This is a genomic window from Nitratireductor aestuarii (genome assembly GCF_014641695.1).
GTDB lineage: Bacteria > Pseudomonadota > Alphaproteobacteria > Rhizobiales > Rhizobiaceae > Chelativorans > Chelativorans aestuarii.
In genome coordinates this window covers 1-19,033 of sequence record NZ_BMIF01000012.1, presented here as the reverse complement: position 1 = coordinate 19,033, position 19,033 = coordinate 1, and the positions used below count along the sequence as shown (strand labels likewise).

20 protein-coding genes and 4 pseudogenes are annotated in these 19,033 nt (G+C 57.8%); 8 read left to right on the top strand and 16 right to left on the bottom strand.

The genetic code is table 11. The features are described 5' to 3' along the window. The first annotated feature begins 13 nt into the window (after positions 1–13). The 3 genes from amaB (at position 14) to arr (ending at position 3,445) form a co-directional block, all read left to right on the top strand. Positions 14–1,540: an L-piperidine-6-carboxylate dehydrogenase gene (gene amaB / locus IEX27_RS16780; RefSeq protein ID WP_373869895.1), complete on the top strand. Its 1,527-nt coding sequence runs from the start codon at positions 14–16 to the stop codon at positions 1,538–1,540. 31 nt (positions 1,541–1,571) lie between these two features. Then, on the top strand, positions 1,572–2,804 hold the full coding sequence (locus IEX27_RS16775) for a pyridoxal phosphate-dependent aminotransferase (protein WP_244630423.1): 1,233 nt from the start codon (positions 1,572–1,574) through the stop codon (positions 2,802–2,804). A 224-nt stretch (positions 2,805–3,028) separates the two neighbouring features. Then, positions 3,029–3,445, top strand: a complete 417-nt coding sequence (gene arr, locus IEX27_RS16770) for an NAD(+)--rifampin ADP-ribosyltransferase (RefSeq protein WP_188722238.1) — start codon at positions 3,029–3,031, stop codon at positions 3,443–3,445. 121 nt (positions 3,446–3,566) lie between these two features. On the opposite strand, the pseudogene IEX27_RS16765 reads toward arr, so the two are convergent. From IEX27_RS16765 to IEX27_RS16755, 3 genes and pseudogenes are all read right to left on the bottom strand, one after another. Beyond that, a pseudogene (locus IEX27_RS16765) lies at positions 3,567–4,801 on the bottom strand (tripartite tricarboxylate transporter permease). 37 nt (positions 4,802–4,838) lie between these two features. Continuing rightward, positions 4,839–5,531, bottom strand: a complete 693-nt coding sequence (locus tag IEX27_RS16760; protein WP_188722237.1) for a DUF899 domain-containing protein — start codon at positions 5,529–5,531, stop codon at positions 4,839–4,841. A 2-nt stretch (positions 5,532–5,533) separates the two neighbouring features. Continuing rightward, complete coding sequence (locus IEX27_RS16755) at positions 5,534–5,809, bottom strand: hypothetical protein (protein ID WP_188722236.1); 276 nt, start codon at positions 5,807–5,809, stop codon at positions 5,534–5,536. An 83-nt stretch (positions 5,810–5,892) separates the two neighbouring features. On the opposite strand from IEX27_RS16755, the pseudogene IEX27_RS16750 reads away from it, so the two are divergent. After that, positions 5,893–7,112 (top strand): annotated as a pseudogene (locus IEX27_RS16750) (helix-turn-helix domain-containing protein). A 9-nt stretch (positions 7,113–7,121) separates the two neighbouring features. Beyond that, complete coding sequence (locus tag IEX27_RS16745; protein ID WP_188722235.1) at positions 7,122–7,754, top strand: Vgb family protein; 633 nt, start codon at positions 7,122–7,124, stop codon at positions 7,752–7,754. Between the two features lie 453 nt (positions 7,755–8,207). Here IEX27_RS16745 and IEX27_RS16740 read toward each other — a convergent pair whose 3' ends face one another. The 6 genes and pseudogenes from IEX27_RS16740 to IEX27_RS16715 form a co-directional block, all read right to left on the bottom strand. Continuing rightward, positions 8,208–8,951: a sulfite exporter TauE/SafE family protein gene (locus IEX27_RS16740; RefSeq protein WP_188722234.1), complete on the bottom strand. Its 744-nt coding sequence runs from the start codon at positions 8,949–8,951 to the stop codon at positions 8,208–8,210. 294 nt (positions 8,952–9,245) lie between these two features. Beyond that, on the bottom strand, positions 9,246–10,142 hold the full coding sequence (locus IEX27_RS16735) for a polysaccharide deacetylase family protein (protein ID WP_188722233.1): 897 nt from the start codon (positions 10,140–10,142) through the stop codon (positions 9,246–9,248). 27 nt (positions 10,143–10,169) lie between these two features. Continuing rightward, the gene (locus tag IEX27_RS16730) at positions 10,170–11,177 is read right to left on the bottom strand and encodes an asparaginase (protein ID WP_244630418.1); all 1,008 of its coding nucleotides are present in this window, start codon (positions 11,175–11,177) and stop codon (positions 10,170–10,172) included. Further along, positions 11,161–11,994 carry an ABC transporter permease gene (locus IEX27_RS16725; RefSeq protein WP_188722232.1) on the bottom strand — a complete coding sequence of 278 codons (834 nt, stop codon included), beginning with the start codon at positions 11,992–11,994 and terminating at the stop codon, positions 11,161–11,163. The genes IEX27_RS16730 and IEX27_RS16725 overlap by 17 nt, the downstream gene beginning before the upstream one ends. After that, positions 11,987–12,796, bottom strand: coding sequence for an ABC transporter ATP-binding protein (locus IEX27_RS16720; RefSeq protein WP_188722231.1), 810 nt, complete (start codon positions 12,794–12,796; stop codon positions 11,987–11,989). The genes IEX27_RS16725 and IEX27_RS16720 overlap by 8 nt, the downstream gene beginning before the upstream one ends. 85 nt (positions 12,797–12,881) lie before the next feature. After that, positions 12,882–13,631 (bottom strand): annotated as a pseudogene (locus tag IEX27_RS16715) (ABC transporter substrate-binding protein); the annotation flags it as partial. 37 nt (positions 13,632–13,668) lie between these two features. Here IEX27_RS16715 and IEX27_RS16710 point away from each other — a divergent pair. Continuing rightward, positions 13,669–14,070, top strand: a pseudogene (locus tag IEX27_RS16710) (aldehyde dehydrogenase family protein); the annotation flags it as partial. 243 nt (positions 14,071–14,313) lie between these two features. On the opposite strand, the gene IEX27_RS16705 reads toward IEX27_RS16710, so the two are convergent. The 6 genes from IEX27_RS16705 to IEX27_RS16680 all read right to left on the bottom strand — a co-directional run bounded on the left by IEX27_RS16705 (position 14,314) and on the right by IEX27_RS16680 (position 17,487). Further along, entirely contained in the window at positions 14,314–14,694 is a 381-nt protein-coding gene (locus tag IEX27_RS16705) for a DUF6481 family protein (protein WP_188722229.1), read from the bottom strand. A gap of 143 nt (positions 14,695–14,837) precedes the next feature. Then, positions 14,838–15,047 (bottom strand): cold-shock protein, encoded by a 210-nt coding sequence (locus tag IEX27_RS16700; protein ID WP_188722228.1) that lies wholly within the window; start codon positions 15,045–15,047, stop codon positions 14,838–14,840. A gap of 197 nt (positions 15,048–15,244) precedes the next feature. Beyond that, entirely contained in the window at positions 15,245–15,586 is a 342-nt protein-coding gene (locus tag IEX27_RS16695) for a bile acid:sodium symporter (protein WP_188722227.1), read from the bottom strand. A gap of 173 nt (positions 15,587–15,759) precedes the next feature. After that, positions 15,760–16,227, bottom strand: a complete 468-nt coding sequence (locus IEX27_RS16690; protein WP_188722226.1) for a hypothetical protein — start codon at positions 16,225–16,227, stop codon at positions 15,760–15,762. Positions 16,228–16,254: 27 nt separating this feature from the next. After that, positions 16,255–16,923 (bottom strand): hypothetical protein, encoded by a 669-nt coding sequence (locus IEX27_RS16685; protein ID WP_188722225.1) that lies wholly within the window; start codon positions 16,921–16,923, stop codon positions 16,255–16,257. Between the two features lie 291 nt (positions 16,924–17,214). After that, positions 17,215–17,487, bottom strand: coding sequence for a hypothetical protein (locus tag IEX27_RS16680; protein ID WP_188722224.1), 273 nt, complete (start codon positions 17,485–17,487; stop codon positions 17,215–17,217). 110 nt (positions 17,488–17,597) lie between these two features. Here IEX27_RS16680 and IEX27_RS16675 point away from each other — a divergent pair, with 110 nt between their 5' ends. Further along, the gene (locus IEX27_RS16675) at positions 17,598–18,020 is read left to right on the top strand and encodes a helix-turn-helix domain-containing protein (protein WP_188722223.1); all 423 of its coding nucleotides are present in this window, start codon (positions 17,598–17,600) and stop codon (positions 18,018–18,020) included. Between the two features lie 602 nt (positions 18,021–18,622). Here IEX27_RS16675 and IEX27_RS16670 read toward each other — a convergent pair. Then, entirely contained in the window at positions 18,623–18,772 is a 150-nt protein-coding gene (locus tag IEX27_RS16670; RefSeq protein WP_188722222.1) for a hypothetical protein, read from the bottom strand. A 123-nt stretch (positions 18,773–18,895) separates the two neighbouring features. On the opposite strand from IEX27_RS16670, the gene IEX27_RS16665 reads away from it, so the two are divergent. After that, on the top strand, positions 18,896–19,033 hold a 138-nt coding region (locus tag IEX27_RS16665; protein WP_188722221.1), incomplete at its 3' end, for a helix-turn-helix domain-containing protein.

The following is a 19,033-nucleotide window of genomic DNA, read 5'->3' as shown; positions in this document are numbered from 1 at the left end:
GGAGAAGATGAAAATGAGCGTTACCCTCAACGTAAAGCAGGAAACAGCGCGCATCCTGGACCGGCTGGGCGTCGCGGACTCCGCCTGGAAGGGTGGCGACATGGCAAGCTACAGCCCGGTCACGGGCGAGCAGATCGCCGAGCTGAAGAGCGCATCGACAGCGGAAGCCGCGCAGATGATCGAGGCAGCGCATGAGGCGTTCAAAGCCTGGCGTCTCGTTCCCGCACCGCGCCGTGGCGAGCTGGTCCGTCTGCTGGGCGAAGAGCTGCGCGCCGCCAAGGAGGATCTCGGCCGCCTCGTCAGCATCGAAGCAGGCAAGATCCCGTCGGAAGGTCTCGGCGAAGTGCAGGAGATGATCGACATCTGCGATTTCGCAGTTGGCCTTTCTCGCCAGCTCTACGGCCTCACGATCGCGAGCGAGCGTCCGGGCCACCGCATGATGGAAACCTGGCATCCGCTGGGTGTCACCGGCATCATCTCGGCCTTCAACTTCCCCGTTGCTGTCTGGTCGTGGAATGCCGCCCTGGCCCTCGTTTGCGGTAATCCGGTCGTCTGGAAGCCGTCGGAGAAGACGCCGCTCACCGCTCTCGCCTCGCAGGCTATCTTTGAGCGCGCGCTTGCCCGCTTCGGCGATGCACCGGCCGCACTCTCGCAGGTGCTGATCGGCGACCGTGCCATTGGCGAAGTGCTGGTGGACCATCCGCAGGTGGCATTGGTCTCGGCAACCGGATCGACCCGTATGGGTCGCGAGGTTGGCCCACGGCTTGCCAAGCGCTTTGCGCGTTCCATCCTGGAGCTCGGCGGCAACAACGCCGGCATCGTCTGCCCATCGGCAGATCTCGACATGGCGCTGCGGGCTGTTGCCTTCGGCGCGATGGGAACGGCTGGCCAGCGTTGCACCACGCTGCGCCGCCTCTTCGTCCACGAGAGCATCTATGACGCGTTCGTCCCGCGCCTGATCAAGGCATACGAGAACGTGACCGTCGGCAATCCGCTGGAGACCAAGGCACTCGTCGGTCCGCTGATCGACCGCTCGGCTTTTGACGGAATGCAGAAGGCGCTCACTGAAGCTCGTGAGCTGGGCGGCAAGGTAACGGGTGGCGAGCGCGTCGCGGACGCCGGTCCGGACAGCGCCTTCTACGTCCGCCCAGCGCTGGTCGAGATGCCGTCGCACAGCGGTCCCGTGCTGGAAGAGACCTTCGCGCCGATCCTCTATGTGGTGAAGTACAGCGAGCTGGAAGACGCGATCGAGATGCAGAACGCCGTTGCGGCCGGCCTCTCCTCCTCCATCTTCACGCTCAACGTGCGGGAGGCGGAGACCTTCCTTTCCGCTGCGGGATCGGACTGCGGCATCGCCAATGTGAACATCGGCACGTCCGGTGCGGAGATCGGTGGCGCATTTGGCGGCGAGAAGGAAACGGGCGGCGGCCGTGAGTCCGGCTCTGACGCCTGGAAGGCCTACATGCGCCGTGCGACCAACACGATCAACTACTCGACCCAGCTGCCGCTGGCACAGGGTGTGACGTTCGACATCGAGTAGATCGAGCAGGCGGAAAAGAGACGTGAATAAGATAGCCTCGAATATTTCCGCTGCGGACGCCATCTTTCGGCCCGCCTCGCGCATTGCAAGCGTGGGCGTGTCGAAAATCCTGGCAATTGGAGCCCGGGCCAGCGCGATGAAGAAAGAGGGGCACCCGGTGATCGTACTGGGTGCAGGTGAACCCGACTTTGACACGCCGGACCACATCAAGGCTGCAGCCAAGGAAGCTATCGATCGCGGTGATACGAAGTATACCGCGCTGGACGGCACTCCTGAGCTGAAACAGGCGGTAAAGGGTAAGTTCGCGCGGGAAAACGGGATCGACTACGCACTCGATGAGATCACCATCGCAACGGGCGCAAAGCAGATCCTGTTCAACGCCTTCATGGCGACGCTGGACCAAGGCGACGAAGTCATCATCCCAACGCCATACTGGACTTCACACTCCGACATCGTCGAGATCTGCGGTGGTGTCTCAAAGCTTATACCGTGCAGCGCAGATGCGGGCTTCCGCCTGACAGCGGCGCAGCTTGAAACTGCCATCACGCCGAAGACCCGATGGGTATTGCTGAACTCACCATCAAACCCGTCGGGCGCCGCCTATAGCCGTGACGATTACCTGCCGCTTATAGAGGTGCTGGAACGCCATCCGCATGTTTGGTTGATGGTGGACGATATGTACGAGCACATCGTCTACGACGATTTTGCTTTTGTGACCCCTGTCGCTATCGCCCCTCACCTCAAGGATCGCACGCTGACGGTAAACGGTGTTTCCAAGGCATATGCGATGACCGGTTGGCGTATCGGCTATGCTGGTGGTCCGAAGGAGCTGATCAAGGCGATGGCGGTGATCCAGAGCCAGGCCACGTCATGCCCGAGCTCGGTCAGTCAGGCCGCTTCCGTTGCAGCGTTGAACGGCCCGCAGGATTTCCTGAAAGAGCGGCAACAGAGCTTCAAGGAGAGACGGGACTTTGTCGTTGAAGCCTTGAACTCCATCCCGGGCATTGAGTGCCGCACGCCAGAAGGTGCGTTCTACACCTTTGCGGGATGTGCCGGGATGCTGGGCAAGACAACGCCAGCCGGTCGCCGGATTGAGACCGACGTCGATTTCACCGACTACCTCTTGGAAACGGCACATGTGGCGGTCGTGCCGGGTTCGGCCTTCGGACTTTCGCCTTACTTCCGCATTTCCTATGCCACGTCGAAGCAGGACCTTGCCGAAGCGATGGAGCGTATCAAGAAAGCCTGCAGCCAGCTTTCCTGATGCAGATCTAAAACATCCTAGGGCCCCTCAATGTTGGATTGAGGGGCCCATCAGTTTCGGGCTGTTTGGCAGGTCTTCGAGGTCTGCATCCAAAGCCTATCGCAAACAGCATACAATTGTGCTTCTTGAGGAACGTGGCTTCCAAAAACAGCTTTATTTCTAACCGATAGACACAAGACAGCCCTCCCGACCCGCCCAGACAGCAAGTTGACCACGAGGATCTCATGTCTCTCTCACCAACTCCATTTTCTCCAGCGTTTCTTCATGGAACAAAAGCTGATCTGAAGATCGGAGACCTCATAGAGGTCGGATATGCTTCCAATTTCCTGAAGGAAACCACTCTTTCCTGGGTTTATTTTACTTCTACACTGGACGCTGCAATATGGGGAGCAGAGCTTGCAGCTGGCGAGGGCCGAGAACGGGTTTATCTGGTCGAAGCGACTGACCCTTACGAAGACGATCCAAACCTGACCGACAAGAAATTCCAGGGAAACCCGACACGGTCATACCGCTCGAGAAAACCTCTCAAGGTTATCGCCGAGGTGCTGCATTGGCAGGGACACTCGCCCGAGCAAATCCAAAACATGCGGCAAGGGCTTGAGAGGCTTCGCCAGCTCGGCTCTGACGTTATCATCGACTGAAGCGGTCAAGCCGCAGCCTGGGGCATCCACAACCAGCGCAACGCCGCGCTTCTCTGAGACGCGGCGCGGCGCTTGGCCATGTCGATCAACGCCGCCTCGCGAATGTCGCCGAGCAAGCCGCTCAGTCCTCGGCGAAGGCTTCCAGGCGGGCATCGCGCAGGTGAGGTAGGGCGGCGAAGACGATCATGCCGGCGGCAATCGCCAGCAGGAAAGCCGAGAGCGGGCGGGAGACGAAGATTGTGAAGTCGCCGTTCGACAGAACCAACGCGCGGCGGAAATATTCCTCGATCATCGGCCCCAATACGAAGCCCAGCAGGAGCGGTGCCGGCTCGCTGTCGAGCTTTGCCAGCACATAGCCGACCACACCGCAACCAGCCACCATATAGACGTCGAGCAGCGAGTAGGAGGCGGAATAGACGCCGATGCAGCAGAAGACGAGGATCGCCGGGAACAGCATCGAATAGGGTATGCGCAGCAGGCGAACCCAGATGCCGATCATCGGCAGGTTGAGGATGATCAGAAAGAGGTTGCCGATCCACATGGAGACGATCAGGCCCCAGAAAAGATCGGGATTGCGCGTGACCACCTGCGGGCCCGGCTGGATGTGGATCACCATCGCACCCAGCATCAGCGCCATGGTGGCGCTGCCGGGAATACCGAGGGTCAGCGTCGGGATGAAGGAGGTCTGGGCCGCGGCATTGTTTGCCGATTCAGGGCCAGCAACGCCTTCTATGGCGCCCTTGCCGAACTCGTCACTGTATTTCGAGACTTTCTTTTCGAGGCTGTAGGCAAAGAACAGGCCAGCGAAACGCCCGCGCCCGGCAGAATGCCAAGCACCGATCCCAGCGCCGAGCCGCGCAGGATGGAGGGCGTCATCCGGCGGATATCGGTGCGCGTCGGCATGAGGGTTTTTATGGGTGCGACCACCGCATCGCTCGAAGATTTTCGCTCGAGCGTGGTAACGATCTCGGCGAATGCGAAAATGCCTATCGTGATGACGATGAAGTCGATGCCTTCCCAAAGCGCCGTGCTGCCGAAGGAAAAGCGCACGACGCCGGAATTGACGTCCATGCCCACCAGGCCGAGCAGCATAAGCGAGAAATATTCGGCCGGGCCGAACTTGAAGGCGACCTGCGCAATCGGGCCCGAAAAGATGGCCATGGCAAGAACGCCGACGCAACCGGCGAAGAACGAGCCGATGGCGGCAGCAGCAAGCGCTGGCCCCACCCTGCCCTGCTTTGCCATCTGGTGACCGTCGATGGTCGTCACCACGGAGGACGCCTCGCCGGGCAGGTTCACTAGGATGGCTGTGGTCGAGCCGCCATAGGCAGCACCATAATAGATGCCCGCCAGCATGATCAGCGCACCGACCGCCCTCCTGCTTCCAGGAGAACTACTCGTAGCGATCGTGGCGGCGGACCCAGTCCATGCCTGAGGACTCGTTGCGCCCCTTGGGTGCGAGATCAAGCATGTTGTAGGTGCCCATCATCACCTCGACGCCGCGCCCGTATGTCGAGTAAGTGTGGAACAGCTCGCCTGCGTCGTCCCTATAGAAGGCGCTGACCCCGGGCCACTCCTCCCCGGTGTGGGCCCATTCGCCGAAGTTGTAGTCGATATGTCCACTGGCGATCTCCTCCGGTGTGAAGCTGACGCGGAAGTCGTAGTTGAAGTCGCTGCCAAAGGACGACACCCATGTGAACTGCCAGCCCATGCGGTTGCGGTAGGCCTCGATCTCCGCAAGCGGCGCCCGCGATACGGCGATCAGGGTGACGTCGTGATGCGCCAGATGCCTGTTCATGCCATCAATGTGATCGGCCATGAACGAGCAGCTCGGGCACGCTTCCTTCCGCCCCGGCGCGAACATGAGGTGCTGGACCAGAAGTTGCGACCGGCCGTCAAAGAGGTCAGCCAGCCCACGCCGCCCCTCCAATGTGTCGAACACATATTCCTTGCCGATACGCACCCAGGGAAGTGCCAGACGTTCACGGGTGACCTTGTCGCCTAGACGCGTCAGTTCCTTCTCGGCTTTCAGCATTTCGCGGCGGGCATTCAGCCACTCATCGCGTGTAACAACAGCGTGTTGCATTCTCAGTCTCCTGGTCTTTGCGTGGTAAGGATGTGGGAGAACCGCGAACGGGCAGAAATCAAGTTCAGCCATGGCGACAGGTGAAAGACGCACATCAGCACATACATGAACGCCATTTCGTTGATCGGAAAAAAGGCGGGCGTTACTGAACACAGAGATATGTCGGATGAGCCGACCGCAGTCATGCAGGCCATCAGTGCGAAGGTCGGCATGGCCGCGAGACCCAGCCACCGGGCTGGTACTGGCGATGAATCGAATGATCCTGTCTGACCACTCATTTCCGTTCCTCCCGTTAAGTGCGGTATAAGGAGGCTAGCCGAGCATCAGGGGCGGGTGAGAGTTACAAATGTGACGGGATTCGATGGACCCAATGATCAGTGCCGCGTCAGATGCTCTCTCGAAGGGTGACCCACTTGCAGCGCTGAAACGGATTGCCTTGCGCGATGACCCGCCGGCGTTGGCTCTGCGGGGCATTGCGATGGCGCAACTCGGCGATCTCGCCCGTGCGCTGGAGCTTCTGCGACGGGCAGCGCGTGCATTCGGCCCCAGAGACCCCCTACCCCGTGCCCGTTGTGCCGTCGCGGAGGCAGAAATCGCGCTGGTACTGCGCGATCTGGGCGGAACCTTGCAGATGCTCTAAAAATCGCACGCGGTGCTTGACGCATATGGCGATCGAACCAATGGGGCGCACGCCGGCTACCTTGAAGCACGGCACCTTCTGCTGATCGGCCGCCTCGATGAGGCTGAACGAGTGCTCGATGCGATTGATGCCGGTCAGCTTCCGCGTGTTCCGCGGGTGGGGTACGAATTGGTGCGCGCGGGCATAGCCATCCGGCAGGTCAGAACAGGCCCGGCCAGAGCGGCCCTGGAACGGGCGAGGCTGGGGGCGGAAGCCGCTCGCATTCCCTCGTTGCAGGCTGAGGTCGAGCAGGCAGTGCAGGCATTCCATGCACCGACGGCTCGCTTCGTCGGTCGTGACGTCGAACGGCTCCTCGCTCTGGAAGAAGTGGAGCGACTATTTGCTTCGGAAACGCTTGTCGTGGATGCCTGCCGCAATGTGGTGCGCGCTGGCGGAAAGGTGGTTTCGCTCTCCACCCGTCCCGTCTTGTTAGCGCTCGTGCGGGCGCTCGCAGCAGAGTGGCCCGGGGATGTGGCGCGCGAAACGCTGCTCAACCAGGCTTTCGGGGCACGGCACGCCGACGACTCGCACCGTGCGCGACTGCGGGTCGAAATCGCCCGCCTGCGGGAGGCCATCAAACCGCTGGCGACGCTGCGGGCGACCAGGCGCGGTTTCGTCCTGCAGCCCACGCGGGAGCTGAGGTCGGCGTTCTGACACCGCCAGTCGAAAGTGATTACGGAAAGGTGCTGGCGCTGCTCAGCGATGGCGAAGCCTGGTCAAGCTCAGCATTGGCGCTGGCGTTGAACGTGAGCCCGCGTACCGTCCAGCGGGCGCTGGAAGAGCTTGCCAACCTAGGCAAGGTCGCAGCCTTCGGGCGCGGGCGGGCCCGCCGCTGGATCACATCCGGTGTCCCTGGATTCCCGACAAGCTTGTTGCTCCCCATTACGGAGTTTTCCGGCTAGGATGGGGCCATGAAACACGCAAAGGCCGAAGTCATCCGGGAGTACGGTCCCTTTCCCGATGCGGATCACATCGCTGGGGTCACCTTTGACGGTAGTCGCATCTGGTTTGCGACCGGCGAAAAGCTGAACGCTCTTGATGCCGAGAGTGGAGAGATCGTGCAATCGATCGATGTCGCCGCCGATGCAGGGACGGCATTCGATGGCAAGTACCTGTTCCAGATCGGAGACGGCATGATCCGCAAGATCGATCCCTGGACCGGTCAGGTGATCGCCACGATACCAGCGCCTGGCGAGGGCGGCGATTCAGGATTGGCCTGGGCCGAAGGATCGCTCTGGGTTGGTCAACACCGCGGCCGCAGGATCCATCAGGTCGATCCCGAGAGCGGTAAGGTGTTGCGCACGATCGAAAGCGACCGGTTCGTTACGGGCGTGACCTGGATCGATGGCGAGCTGTGGCATGGCACGTGGGAAGGCGACGAAAGCGATCTGCGCCGTATCGACCCACAAACGGGTGAAGTGCTTGAACGGCTGGACATGCCTGACGGTACCCATGTTTCCGGCCTGGAGGGTGATGGCGGGGAACGCTTTTTCTGCGGAGGCGGAAACAGCGGAATGGTGAGAGCCGTTCGTCGACCGAAGTAGCGCCCAGTCGATCGTATGGCACGGCTGGCGAGGCCGCATGATCAACGGTGGAAGCGCTTAGTGAAGATGGCCTGTTGCAGCGAACCAAAAGCAATCCACTCACTCCATGAGTTGGCGGAGCAGCGGACCTGCAAGTAGTTCCCGTAGTCGCCAGTTGACGGTAATGGGCATCTCACCCGACCAAGATAGGAAATCGACTGCGTGATCCAGTTGCGTGATCAGATGAGGCAGGCGGGCAATGTGTCATCCTGGAACTACTAGCTAGCCGATTTATGCATCCCAGAACGCGCAAACGAGCGCACGCTCCCGACCGAGGGGCTCAATACTTTTCAATTCCGTATCCCGAGCGGCTGACAGAAGCAGGCAAACGCCTCGGCCATGACCATAATTCCACACTCTAGCTACAATGAAGAAGACGGTTACTCCGTCGCGCAGCAGCGCCTTCGCTTGCGATCATGCAAAAAGACGGAGGAAGAAGAGCGCGCTCATGCCGGCGCCGACCACAATGACCGTCGCACGCACTGCCGCGCGCGGCAGAATGCGCGCCAAGGGCGCACCGGCATAGCCGCCGGCGGTCGCAGCAACCATCATCAGCAATGCCTGCGGCCACTCCACGATTCCGGCTACGGCAAAGGTCACGACCGAAATGGCTGAGAGGACGAAGGATAGGAGCGTTTTCAAGCCGTTCATCTGGTGGAGATCACGCATCCCCCACAGCGAGAATAGCGCCAGAAGGATAATCCCCAACCCGCCATTGAAATAGCCGCCATAAACCGAAGCGAGCGTCGTGCCGATGCTCTCGGCAGCATTCATTTTCCTTGCTTCAGCCCATGTCCGGATGCGGTCGCCAAACGCGAAGGCAAGGGTAGCGGCAGCCAGCAGGAAGGGCACCACGACTGAAAACGCATCATTGGAGGAGACAAGCAGAAGCAGCGAGCCGGCGAGACCGCCTACCATCGTTGCAAGGATAACCTTGACGAGAAACGGGTTCTCGAGCTCGGCGATCTCACGACGAAAACCGAGCGCACCGCCGAGATAGCCGGGAAAGACGGCAACAGTGCTGGTGGCATTGGCAGAAACGACCGGCACGCCCGTGAAGACCAGCGCCGGGAAGGTCAAAAACGTACCGCCACCCGCGATCGTATTCAAAACCCCGGCCGCAAATGCCGCTACACCAAGCACCAAGAGATCATGCATCCGATATACGTCTCCAAACTCACCCATGCGCGCGCTGCGGAGACAACGCGGCAGAGCTGCTTTCTGAAACCATGTGAGTAGCGATTATGTGGGATGGGGCAAGGCGACTTAAGAGCCCAGGCAGATCTAGCTGAAGCGGGAGCATCTTTTGAACTAAGCCCTATGCTCCACTTCCGCAGAACGCTTCTGAGCTTAGCTCACAGGGAATTCGCCTTTACCACCTCAGCTAGCAAGTAAGCGGTGGGACATATGCAACGAGCCCCACAGCACTATACGCTTCTGAAGGGCAGAGCCTTACACGCCTTGCCGAGCAGTGGCCTTGTACCAATCCAGGATCTCAGCACCGGTCATCATAGCAACATCTGCATGACCCAGTATGTAGTCGTACAACATCTCGAGATACTTGATCCGGTGTGGTGCGCCGGTGAGATAGGGGTGAATGGAGATCCCCATGACGCGTGCATTCTCACGGCCTTCAGCGTAGAGCCTATCAAACTGATCGACGCCGCGCCGATATATTTCATCGGAGCGATGACCCTGAATGGCGGTGAGCACGACGTCATTTATTTCAACTGTATAGGGTACTGACACGATCGGGCCAGCCCGCGTTGCCAGGCTTACCGGCTGATCATCCAGGCACCAGTCGCAGACGTATTCGATGCCTGCTTCCGCAAGAAGGTCCAGGGTCTCTTCGGTTTCGGTCAGACCTGGGCTTTCCCAGCCGCGCGGCGGCTTGCCGGTGAAGGCGCGAATTGCCTCGATCGTGTCGGCAATTGCTTTCTTCTGATCTTCAACCTTATGCATGGGACGCTGGATGAAGCCATGACCAACGAAGTCCCAACCGGCGTCGAGGGCCGCCTGACATGCAGCTTCGTAGATCTTGAACGCGGTCCCATTGACCGCAAAACTTGCCTTCAGGCCGCGTTCACGCAAAGCTTCGACAAAGCGCCAGAAGCCAACCCGCATGCCGTATTCATGCCAGGCCCAGTTGGGTATGTCCGGTAATAGAGGTTGTCCCATCGGAGGCGGCAGAACAGTGCGCGGCATCGCTGCGGCCGGAGACCAGTTTTCAACATTCACGATGGTCCATACCGCTACCCGTTTGCCGTCAGGCAATTTGAGCTTCGGTCGGGTGGCTATCGGCTCATATGGAAGTCGGCGGCTTATACGCTCAGCATCGATTTCAGTCATGGCTTTGTCCCAATTTGTGCCCAGAGTTCAAGCGAAGACCCTGAACTGGGCCTTTATCTCATCGAGGGAAAGGTCCGATCCCACCAGGCAGGCGAGCAGGAGCCGCGCCTTGTGAGGCGGCAGTAGGCCTGCCGGGATCAAGCCACGGCCAATCAGGTCCATCTCGGAACCAGGAAAGCCGTGGCTGGCGTTGAACACGGGACCTGCTGGAACGCGGGTGGCCAGTACTACCGGCATGTATTCCACGAGTTTTGCAAGTCGCTCGACGATCTGTTGGGGGACATGTCCTGCTCCGGTCGCCTCGATAATTGCACCTCGAAAGCCAAGTTCAGGCAGGACATCCAAGAGGCGTCCATCGTCGCCCAGACCGGTCTTGACGATTGCAACCGGCGCAGCAGCCAGACGATCAAGTGTCTTCGGGCGCGATATGGCTGGTTTGGTGTGCAGACGAAACCTGCCTTCGCTGACGCTACCGATTGGGCCTATGCCGGGGGACATGAAAGCAGACGGCAAGCCCGTATCCATCTTTTGCACGAAACAGGCGGCATGCACCTCGTCGTTGAGAACCACCAGGGTTCCCAGTCCTCTGGCTCTGGCGGACGCGGCAACCGTAATCGCAGAAACGATGTTTGCATGTCCATCTGCGCCGGGCGCGGTGGCACCACGCATGGCGCCGGTGACGACGAGGGTGGGATCACCCGCCCCCACCACGAGGTCCAGCAAAAAGGCTGTTTCATCAATGGTGTCAGTCCCCTGTGCAATGACCACTCCATCGACGTTTCCGTGCGCTGACGCCTTGATCAGAACAGCGACCCTGCTCATCTGCTCGAACGTAAGCGAAGCCCCGGGCACGAGGAACGGTGTAATGACATCCACAGTGGCGATTTCAACGAGCTGGGGTATGGCGCTGATCAGGTCCTCGCCGGTAAGCGAGGGCGCGATGCCCCCGCTTTTCTGTGGCGTCATTGTTATGGTGCCACCAATAACGATGACTTTGACATTCGGCTTCATGGCGACCCTATTTTCCTTCAACATCACTGCGCCAGAAGATCAGCTTGCGGTCCAACCATTCAAGCAGGAAATACCCGCCGGCTCCAATAGCTGCCAGTATCACGATAACAGCAAACACCCGGTCAATACGAAGCTGGTTCTTGTAGAGCTCAACGAGATACCCGAGGCCTTCGGAGGCGCCAACGAACTCGCCGACGATAGCGCCGATAACGACGAATGTCAGGGCCGCCTTGACACCAGCGAAGATCACCGGGAGTGCGTGGGGTAGCGAGACTTTGCGGAACGTCTGCAGGGGCGTTGCCTTGATCGAGCGCATCAGCTTGCGCGCTTCTGCGGGAACGCTTTCAAGCCCGACCATCGTATTGATTAGAACAGGGAAGAACGAGACGACCACGGCCATGACAACCTTGGAACTCATCCCGAAGCCAAACCAAGCGATGAAGAGGGGCGCAAAGACGATCTTCGGAATTGCCTGAAACCCGACCACGAAGGGGTACGCAATGCGTTTGGCGGCCGGCCAGACAGCAAGGGCGATGCCCAGCACCAGTCCAATCGAAGTACCCAGCACAAAGCCCACCACAATCTCGGTTAGGGTCACGCTGAAATGACGCAGGAAGAAGTCCTGCTGCATCAACGAGATCAGAGCTCCGACCACTGCGGTAAAGGATGGAAGGATGATCGGTGAAACCAGACCCAGCCTTGGCGCAATCTCCCATACGGCCAGGATGACTATGATGATCGCCAAGGAATAGAGGCGATACCGCAGATCTTCCTGTTTTTTTCCGTTCTGGAACGACGCACCGACCTGCTGCCCCATTTGCAGGGCTGCTGACTTAGCCATGACCCAGTATTCCTCTTACCTTGAACATGAGATCAGTAAATCTCTGCTCCTGCATCTGTCCGATGTCGCGCGGGCGGGGCAGATCGACATCAACCACTCCGGAGACCTTGCCCGGGTGGGGCGTCATCACTACCACCCGGTCAGCCATGAACACTGCTTCTGTGATGTTGTGGGTTACGAAGAGCACCGTGATGCCAGCGGCCTGCGTGATCCGCATCAATTCCATATTCATCGCCTCCCTGGTAAACTCATCAAGCGCGCCAAACGGCTCATCCATCAGCAGCACGTCCGGTTCGGAGGTGAGCGTCCGGGGCGAGACGCGCTGTTGCATTCCTCCAGACAGCTGCTGAGGATAAGCCTTCAAGAATTCGCCCAAACCCACGGCTTCGAGCACCGAGCGTGCCTTCTCGCGCAAAGCCTGCGTCTTCGTGCCAAAAATTTCCGCAGGCATGAGGACGTTTTCTTCGACAGTGCGCCAAGGAAGCAGCACTGCAGTCTGAAACATGAAACCCACCTGACGCGATGGCTCGTCAATACGCGCGCCGTTCAGTGTCGCCTCACCCTGACTGGGCGACAGAAGCCCTGCAACCATGTTGAGCAATGTTGATTTGCCACATCCGCTCGGACCCACAAAGGAGATGAATTCACCTTTCCGGATGGTCAGATCAACGCTTTCCAGAGCAACGACGGGACCGGAGTCGAGCGTGAAAGTCTTGCCCAGCGCACTGATCTCTATAACCGGTGGGCGTGCGTCCTGCGCCGCCACTATCGGCGACGCAGTCTCCCTGATCGGCTCAACCATCATTGTGCAGATTCCACAGCGGCCTTGTCGAAGTCGTTGGCGGCGTCGATCAATGACACGTCAAGTGCCTTGGAGAGATCCACATCTACAGGCAACGCACCTTCTCTTCCGTTCCCTGACGCAGGAAGTCATGATAGGCTTGGAAACCGTCCAGGTAGTGTGAGCCGAGCCTCGCATCTTCGAGAGCAGCCGGCGGCGTCTTCAGCCGACGGGCCACATCCCAACTGGGCCGAGCGATTGCCTTGTCCTCAAATTCCTCAGGCCGGATATCCGCCGCGAGGGCAAAGGCGCGTTCGTCATTGGCAGCGGCGTAGACGACGCCCTTGGCAACGGCACGCAGGAAGCCAGCCAGCTTCTCGCGATTATCCTCAAGCATCTGCGCCGAAACAACGACACCATTGGCGGAGAAATCCTGTGCCTCCTGCGGGAGGATCGTCACCATTCCAATGCCTTGCGCCTGGATAGCCGCTATATCGAAAAGGTTGGATGAGTAGGCATCAACCTGGCCGTTCCGCAAAGCCTCGATGGTCAGTGCGGAACCATCGCCCACCGGTACCAGCAGCACGTCAGCGCCCTGCGAAAGACCTGCTTCCTCCAGAACCGCCCGGACCAGCGGCACTTCACCACCAGTGAGATCAGAGACGCCAACCCGCTTTCCCTTCAAGTCCTGGATAGTCGTGATGCCCGACGCCTCCGTGGCGGCCAACGTGAAGATATTGGCGTACTGGTAAGAGTATATCCAACGCAGATCGTAACCTTGTGCGACCGCATTCAGGAAAGCGCTGGGGGCAGGAAGGGCGGCGTCAGCGTTGCCCGCGATGACCTGCTGGATCGCAGCACTTGAACCACCCGCGTCCTAGAATGGCTACTTCTTCCCGCCTACGATCTTTACGGTGGTACAGCCTCAGATGCGGATCGCTCAAGAGGAGATCTTCGGCCCGATCGTCTGTGTAATGAAGTTTGACAGCGAAGAAGAAGCCATATCGATCGCCAACGGCACGGTGTTTCGACTCGCAACAAGCATCTGGACCCGTGACATTGCCCGCGCCCATCGCGTTGCTCACCGATTGGATTGCGGCATTACCTGGATCAACGATCACCACCGTATCGACCCTGCATCGCCCTGGGGCGGATTTAAGATGAGCGGCATCGGACGTGAGAACGGAATACCGGCTTACGAAGAATATACGCAGATCAAAAGCATCATCGTCAACATGTCAGATAATCCGTTCGACTGGTTTGAAGATGATGGACAACCCAAACGCTACAGCTAGCTCGCTGCAGATCCGTATCGACTTTCCGACGCACGATCTGCTTTATCTGCCGCAGGCCCAACTCACGATGTCGAGCGCCCGCTACGCGGACTGTGCACTGCTATCGCGAGTATTGCCGCGGGGACGTTCCAGGCGAAGCGCTGCGGCTCAACGATCTGGAAGGCTGTCAACTTATCCGCAACAATATCTCTGTTCTTCGCCGCATAGGGGCAGCCCCGAGCGGAAGTTTGCGCACGACTTAGTCTACGCCTGTCTGGCCTTGCGGGCCGCATACCGCCGATCGCGTTCAGCTTTTCTTGCCGCCTCATCTTCCACGACCCGCGCGATGCGAGCGCTCTCGGCTTTCTTGCGGGCTTCTATTTCTGCCACCTCGGCTGCGTCGGCCTGCGCCTTCTCTGCGGCAATCATGGCTTCCGCCTGTGCCATCTCTTCAGACTTCAGTCTGTCGCGCTCAGCTTTTCGTGCCTCGCGAGCTTCCACAATCAGAATTCGCTCAGCCTGCCTGGCGAGACGCGTTGGCTCGGAGATCTCCTTGGCGGCACGGTAGGCGCTAAGGAGATTGGCCTTTGCGTCCGCAGCAGTGGAACGTCTGTCGGTGAAATCATTGTTTAGAGAGTTTCTCAAATCTTGTTCCTAAGTAGGCAACGCCAGCATTGCGGCGTTGCTTGGGGCTAAATGAAAAAGGCCAGGCAAACCGCCTGGCCTCAAGATCTTAACGCGCTTCCAGCAGTGCCAGTACATCCGTGGTCAAAGGGAAGCAGCCAGCTTTAAGCAGCTTGCAGATTGCAGGCCGACATCTTGCCCGATCTCATGTCTTGCTCAAGATCGAAGGCGATTTTCTGGCCTTCGACGAGATCGCGCATTCCAGCGCGCTCGACAGCAGAGATATGAACGAAGGCGTCAGCGCCGCCGTTGTCAGGCTGAATGAAGCCGAAGCCTTTGGTGGAATTGAACCATTTAACTGTGCCGTTGGTCATAAGAAACCCTTTCAAAGCATAGATTGAGTATCCGCGTAGCGATACCACGCAAGTGAAACCGACAATTTTTGAAAGAAAAGATCGCTTAAGACGCGGTGCCAATCGCGAAGTAGACAAAACTCGGCAAGCAAAAGATCGATAATTGACTATATCGGCGCGCCACCCGTACGTCAACCTTTAGTTTTATGAATTGCCGTTTACAACTCCGACGGCAGGCAGCCGATGTAGAGGAACCCGACACTGACGGCGGCAGGCAACAGGCTCGCCGTCAGGGGACTGATGGCGAAGGTCAGCGCGGGTAACAACAGGAACGTGCACAGAAGGCAGAGGGACTGAAGGCTCCAGTTCGTGAGCCCCTGAGCAATCGTTGCCGTCGAGAGCTTCGCCCCATAGAGAAAGAAAAGAAGCGATACGCCCAATAGGGTATGTTGCCGTAAGCTGCTGCTGTCGCGGCAGCCGAAGAGAGCATTAGTGAGATTAAGGGCAATAGGGCGGACGAAATCTACAATCTTGTTGCCGCCGATCACGCCGCGGGCCATCAGTGAGAAGCTGGACCTGACGCTTGAACACCCAATTTTCTTCGTCAGCGGGTCAAAGACCCGTGGTCACCCCTGTTCTGAACGATCTCGTCAGCCCGAATCTGTCATGATGTAAAGCCCGGGAGCGATCGAAGTGTGCTCCCGGGCTTGACTTAAGAAAATAGACGATCGTCTTAACCGAGCTGTACCTTGATCTCGCCTACATACTCGCCGCGCTCACTGAAATGGGACCAAGCGAATTTCTCATAGTTTGCGCTTGGAAGCAGGTACACCGTCAGCAAAACCAACCCCTGCTTTTCCAACCCGCGCAGCTTGTCCCGGTAGATCGTTGCAGAACGGCATGCAAACTCGTTCATGAACTCGAAATCGTATTCGCCGTTGATTTCGGCGCTGTCAACGAAACACTCGTTCGTGTCGTCAACGAGTACCAAGCACCCGCGGAGTGTGGAGTACGCGCGGCATGCACGCAAGAACTGCTGCCAGGCAGAATCCGAAGGGAACCGGCTGTAATGTTTCACGACCGCTGCTTCGTCCGCCAGCGGAGAGAACCGGCCCTCCTTCAGATCTTCAAAAATACGGGCAGCCAAAGCGTGGCGGGCTTTATCAATACCGCAATCGTTTACGTTGTTTTCAGTAATCATAATCTTTCCTTTCTTGAATTTGAATGGTTAAGCAGCGAGACGCGTCGATGTGTTCGTGATAGCCAGAGCAGTTTCCACAAAGCGGGCACGTCGCTCGTAGTTTGTGTCGGGAGCAGTGCGCCACTTGCGCGTCTTCCGATCGACCGTGAGGAACGGTTTGAAGTAACTCAGCACGAGATCATGATCGTAACTGCGCCGAGTGTGTTGCGCCGTAACATGAACAGAACACTTATCGGTAAGCTGAAGTCGGCGTGCGGACCCGATATACGTCTTGATCACTGCAGATTTTGGAATGTCATTCCACGAACGCCGAACCTGACCAATTGTGGGATCGATGATAAGGTTGCCAAGTTTGACCACCATATGAGCATTCACTAGGCCGGGAAGGCTAGGCGTGGAAGGGCTACCGATGGTGACCGAATGATAAGGCTTCCCCCCTTCAAAGCGCTGGAGATGCAAGCCGGATTTGACCACAATTGCATCGATATGCCCCATGCCGTGTAGGATATCCTGTACCGCCAGTGCGCTCAGCACGCAGCAGTTGACTACCGGACGAAAGCCCTGGTCATGCCACCAGTTCTGGTTCGCTTCCACAGCTTGCCAGAATGCGGTCAAGGCTGCGGTGGCGATATTGAGGTCAACAATCTCTTGCTGGGTCAGTTCTTCCGTAGTCAGGGTTGCGATTTCATTTGCCATTGAGTTCTTCCTTTTCGGGTTAGGGCGAGCGAGGCCGTTGCGAGGGCCATCGCTGCCAAAGTCAGGGTGTGATGAATGGTCGGTTCGGCGCGGAGGACCGGACGAACTTCCGCGCAAAGACGCATGGTCAGAATGCTTTACATTCTGATCCGCTTAGTTTGCCGTCACGACAATCTGTCAGGACATGATCCGGGAAGGCCTCATGTCTCGATCCGACTGAACCTGCTCGGCTCTCGCTGTAAGCCGACCCTTATCTGGCCAGATGCAGGCAAGTAGAGCGTTGTACGTCGATTATATTATGGGGAAGGATATTTCGGCTTTGCCGACCTGATGGGAAATGAAGTAGGGCTTGCCCAACAAGGCAATCTTATTGCCTGTCTCAGCAGTCACGTCTGTCTTGGTGATTTCCCTGTGGCCATAAGCGACAGTGTCGCGGCCAGTGTCATCAATATCGCCGATGACATCATGAAGCAATGAGCTTGCTTCGTATAACTCTTGCCGAATCCGTTCGGCGGAATTTTCTGCGTAGCAAATAGGAACTAAACGTCGCTTGTTTTTTGACATCGCTTCTCCCTTTCCGTTGGCGATGCGGACCTATTGCCAGGAACTGTTTTATTTGTCAAACAAATTTTTGCATCTTCCATAATGATAATTCAAAGTGAAGGGTACCAGCGATGACACCAGAAGGAGTTGGTCACTACATCAGGGAATGGAGAATTTATTGCGAACTCACCCAAGCACAATTAGCCACTAAAATCGGTGTGTCGCAGTCCAACATCAATAATATTGAAAATGGCAAGACGGCCTATACGCAAACATCTTTGGAAAAGATCGCCAACGCATTGAAAGTTAGCCCGGCTACCCTACTGTCTACAAACCCTTTCCAACAGTTTATTGAGGAGGAGGAAGAGGAGAGATCACCATTCATGGCTGAAGTGAAAAGTCTTCTCTCGTCGATGAGGGCGCTATCGCGAAAAATGGTCCGCGACTTCATGATATTTGTTCTCGAATATGAACGAACAGATGCGAAGATCCGGGAAGGGAAATTACGGGGGTTGATGGTACGTGGGAAACTGTCAGAAGATTTCCGCGTGTGAATAGATGGACGTCCGTAACTGACCAACAGGGAGTTGCTGATCAGAGCGCTGGTTCCAAAAAACCAGAGATTTGGGATAAAGATTTCGCACTGACGTGCCGCCCGACCGCATTTGGTCATGGATCACGAGTCCGCAAGTACTATTATCCTTTCTCGTTTCTCAGGGAGTTCAGAGACGAGCACGAACGCGCTGGATTTGGTATGTTTTTGTCAGGATGGTCGCATGCATCCGGTGTTGTTTAGCCATGAAGAACGCTTTTAAGAGTGCCACTATTCGGGATCATCGGTATTGATCACCCAATTCCACCGAAAGCCGTTTCGACCTTGTTCATACCCATAGCCGTACGCATTGCAGACAGAAGCCAATCCCCCGCCTGGTTCGTTGTACAAATCGCAGCCTTGAAGGCAATTGAAGAAGCTGCCGATACGCGCCTGATGCGATCTTCCAAAATCCTGGAAACGCGATTCATGCGCAAACGCCGTTTGATGAAGTAACGGGGGAAAACAGACGGAAGAAGGCAAACTGCGTTTGTAAAGAGTCATTTGGAAAGCACAAAAAAGACGAATCGATACCGATCTGCAGTGTTCGATATCCCGAGCCGTTCAATCTGACGTCAGGTGCGTCTTACGTTGGAAATCCCAACCGCCCTTTGTGTAGCGCGCGATTAGATCGTCGATGACGTCTAATGAGGCATCTTTATCGAACCCCTGATCGGCCAGCGCGTCCAGGAGCATAGAGATCAGCTTCTCCACCCTACCCTTGTCTCCTGACTTCTGCGCCTTAGAGCGGTTTTCGACCGCTTTGAATCGATGAGGGATTCCCTCGCCGGCTGATTTCTGATTCAGGATCGATGCTGGTGAAGGAGGCCGGCATGGATGGGTCACGCTCTCTCAATGGATTTGCGGGTTCGGCTTCTGGCTGCGATTGAAGGCGGGCTGAGTTGCCGGGCGGCGGCGGCGCGTTTCGGCGTGGCACCATCGACGGCGATCCGGTGGCATGCGCAGCAGCGCGAG

Coding starts and splice junctions, on each gene's coding strand:
- IEX27_RS16735 (WP_188722233.1), bottom strand. CDS start 10,142: ATGACTGAAATCGATGCTGAGCGTATAAGCCGCCGACTTCCATATGAG.
- arr (WP_188722238.1), top strand. CDS start 3,029: ATGTCTCTCTCACCAACTCCATTTTCTCCAGCGTTTCTTCATGGAACA.
- IEX27_RS16740 (WP_188722234.1), bottom strand. CDS start 8,951: ATGCATGATCTCTTGGTGCTTGGTGTAGCGGCATTTGCGGCCGGGGTT.
- IEX27_RS16675 (WP_188722223.1), top strand. CDS start 17,598: ATGACACCAGAAGGAGTTGGTCACTACATCAGGGAATGGAGAATTTAT.
- IEX27_RS16730 (WP_244630418.1), bottom strand. CDS start 11,177: ATGTTGAAGGAAAATAGGGTCGCCATGAAGCCGAATGTCAAAGTCATC.
- IEX27_RS16755 (WP_188722236.1), bottom strand. CDS start 5,809: ATGAGTGGTCAGACAGGATCATTCGATTCATCGCCAGTACCAGCCCGG.
- IEX27_RS16725 (WP_188722232.1), bottom strand. CDS start 11,994: ATGGCTAAGTCAGCAGCCCTGCAAATGGGGCAGCAGGTCGGTGCGTCG.
- IEX27_RS16720 (WP_188722231.1), bottom strand. CDS start 12,796: ATGGTTGAGCCGATCAGGGAGACTGCGTCGCCGATAGTGGCGGCGCAG.
- IEX27_RS16685 (WP_188722225.1), bottom strand. CDS start 16,923: ATGGCAAATGAAATCGCAACCCTGACTACGGAAGAACTGACCCAGCAA.
- IEX27_RS16695 (WP_188722227.1), bottom strand. CDS start 15,586: ATGGCCCGCGGCGTGATCGGCGGCAACAAGATTGTAGATTTCGTCCGC.
- IEX27_RS16760 (WP_188722237.1), bottom strand. CDS start 5,531: ATGCAACACGCTGTTGTTACACGCGATGAGTGGCTGAATGCCCGCCGC.
- IEX27_RS16690 (WP_188722226.1), bottom strand. CDS start 16,227: ATGATTACTGAAAACAACGTAAACGATTGCGGTATTGATAAAGCCCGC.
- IEX27_RS16700 (WP_188722228.1), bottom strand. CDS start 15,047: ATGACCAACGGCACAGTTAAATGGTTCAATTCCACCAAAGGCTTCGGC.
- IEX27_RS16680 (WP_188722224.1), bottom strand. CDS start 17,487: ATGTCAAAAAACAAGCGACGTTTAGTTCCTATTTGCTACGCAGAAAAT.
- IEX27_RS16745 (WP_188722235.1), top strand. CDS start 7,122: ATGAAACACGCAAAGGCCGAAGTCATCCGGGAGTACGGTCCCTTTCCC.
- amaB (WP_373869895.1), top strand. CDS start 14: ATGAGCGTTACCCTCAACGTAAAGCAGGAAACAGCGCGCATCCTGGAC.